2 protein-coding genes are annotated in these 1,860 nt (G+C 73.5%); both read left to right on the top strand.

Translation table 11 applies throughout. From position 1 onward, the window contains the following. Positions 1 to 1,174 precede the first annotated feature (1,174 nt). The gene (locus tag AB0C36_RS43050) at positions 1,175 to 1,297 is read left to right on the top strand and encodes a hypothetical protein (protein ID WP_358365256.1); all 123 of its coding nucleotides are present in this window, start codon (positions 1,175 to 1,177) and stop codon (positions 1,295 to 1,297) included. Between the two features lie 69 nt (positions 1,298 to 1,366). Then, positions 1,367 to 1,645, top strand: coding sequence for a hypothetical protein (locus AB0C36_RS43045; protein ID WP_358365254.1), 279 nt, complete (start codon positions 1,367 to 1,369; stop codon positions 1,643 to 1,645). Positions 1,646 to 1,860: the final 215 nt, after the last annotated feature.

The raw sequence follows: 1,860 nt of genomic DNA, 5'->3' as shown, positions 1-1,860 counted from the left end.
GGCGGCGTGCGCGTCGAACCCGCCCGCACCTCTTGCCCGCACCGCGCCGGCGGGCGGGGCCGGGCGCAGCGCCGACATCCTCACGTGCGGCGGCAACATGGTCTTCGCCTCCGCATGACCGCGCGCGGTCAGCACCCACAGCTGGTGCCCGGACGCCAGTCGGCTCTCCACCCGCACCAACCCCCGCCGACGCAAGTCGTTCAACACGTCCCGGGTGATCCGGTCATGGCGGTGGTGTGGACGGAGCATGCGCCACAGCTGCTCGCCGGTCGCCCGCTGGAACACCGCGAAGGCGACCAGGCAATCAGACCGGTGGACGCCAGTGCTCTGCCAGGCCGCGCGGGTGGGAGTGGTTCCCGACTGTGCCGAGGATCCAGGCACAGAAGGGAAGTCGAACCCGCCCTCGGGGCCCGCTTCCCAAGCCCCGCCTGGGCTGGCGGTGCCTTCGGCCACGGCGGCCGCGGAGGGCGCCATGGAGGGCCCGCGGAGGGGCGCGCGGCCCCCTTGTCCGCCACCCCCGAACCGCCATTCCCGGGCGACTGCGGGGCGCGCTCCGGACCGCCTGGCAGGCTGTTCCCCGCTCCTGCGCCCGGCCCGGGCTGCCCGCTCCGACTGCCCCGCCCCGCCGTCCTGTTGTCGTTCTCGTCCACGCTGCGCCTCCCGGCACGCCCCGAGGCCGGCCTTTCGCCGACCCGCGAACCGCACAGCGTGAACACCACCCCCTTGTCCGCGGTCTGGGCAACGCTGTGACCAGCACTAACGCACCCGGCCTAGAGGGGTCTAGGCCAACGCGGCCAAGGGTGCCACGCGGTGGCCAAGGGGAGCCGCGGATGCCCGGTTCACCCCCTTGTCCTCCCGGTTCGTCCCGAAACGGAAGAGGTGCGGGTGCGCAGCTCGGCACCGCACCGGCATGGACAATTGTCCAAGAATGATCTTGGTCGGCGGCCTCCGCACCGCGCAGCCCGCAGAGCCCGCATCCGGGCGGTGCGGTGCGCGCACCGCGGATCCAGGCGCATCGCGCACCGCACCACCGCACCGCACCTTCAGCGCACCGCGAACCGGTGCGCCCTGCCCCGCGGCTCCGGAGGAGCGGGAGCGGTGCGCGGCGAACCTCCTGGACAGCGCCATGAACAAGGGGGTGACACAAACCCGGACGGTCAGGGGGTCTACCGGGATGAACCGGACAAGGTTCCCGCGCACCGCACCGCACCGCACCGCACCGCACCGCACCGCACCGCACCGCACCGCACCGCACCGCACCGCACCGCACCGCACCGCACCGCACCGCACCGACTGATGGTGCGGTGCGCGGGCTTGTCGTGACAGAACGTTCCGCGGTTCGCCCGGCCAGGGGTCCGCGAGGGCGTTGTCCACGGCGGTGCGGTCAGGGCTGGCGGCGCTGCTCGTCGTCGAGTTCGCGGCACACCTCGTCCAATTCCGAGACCTGCTCAACCAGCGCCTCGAAGACTCGGTCCTTGGCCTTGTGCCGGCGGTCGCTCGCGCGGCTGCCGTCGTCGCCGAGGTCGATGCCGTCGACGAAGTGCGCCAGATGCTGGATCGCCGACAGCGCGAGGCGCAGCGCGGTGACGGCGTCGACGTCGACCGCGGCGACCGGTCCGTGTGCGAGCGGGTACCCGTTCGGTGACGCGGTCCTGGTCCAGGCCCAGCCCGGCCGCCACCATGCGCGTTAGTGCACGCGCTGCGGCGGCACGTCCGCGGCCACGCCCACCGGCCGGCCTCGCCGGCGAAGCCGAGCAGCTGCGCAACCACCCGTGCGGGAGGGCGGGGTCAGGGCTCCGGGAGGGTGGCGGTGTCGAGGAAGAACCGGTCGATGCTGCGCACGGCGCGGGTGAAGTCGTC

This window comes from Streptodolium elevatio, from assembly GCF_040649515.1.
GTDB classification, from domain to species: domain Bacteria; phylum Actinomycetota; class Actinomycetes; order Streptomycetales; family Streptomycetaceae; genus Yinghuangia; species Yinghuangia elevatio.
The sequence above is the reverse complement of the archived record's forward strand: the minus strand, read 5'-3'. Positions and strand labels throughout refer to the sequence as shown.

What these genes read in the sequence shown, in the direction of transcription:
- AB0C36_RS43050 (WP_358365256.1), top strand. Translation starts at nt 1,175, where the DNA reads ATGAACCGGACAAGGTTCCCGCGCACCGCACCGCACCGCACCGCACCG.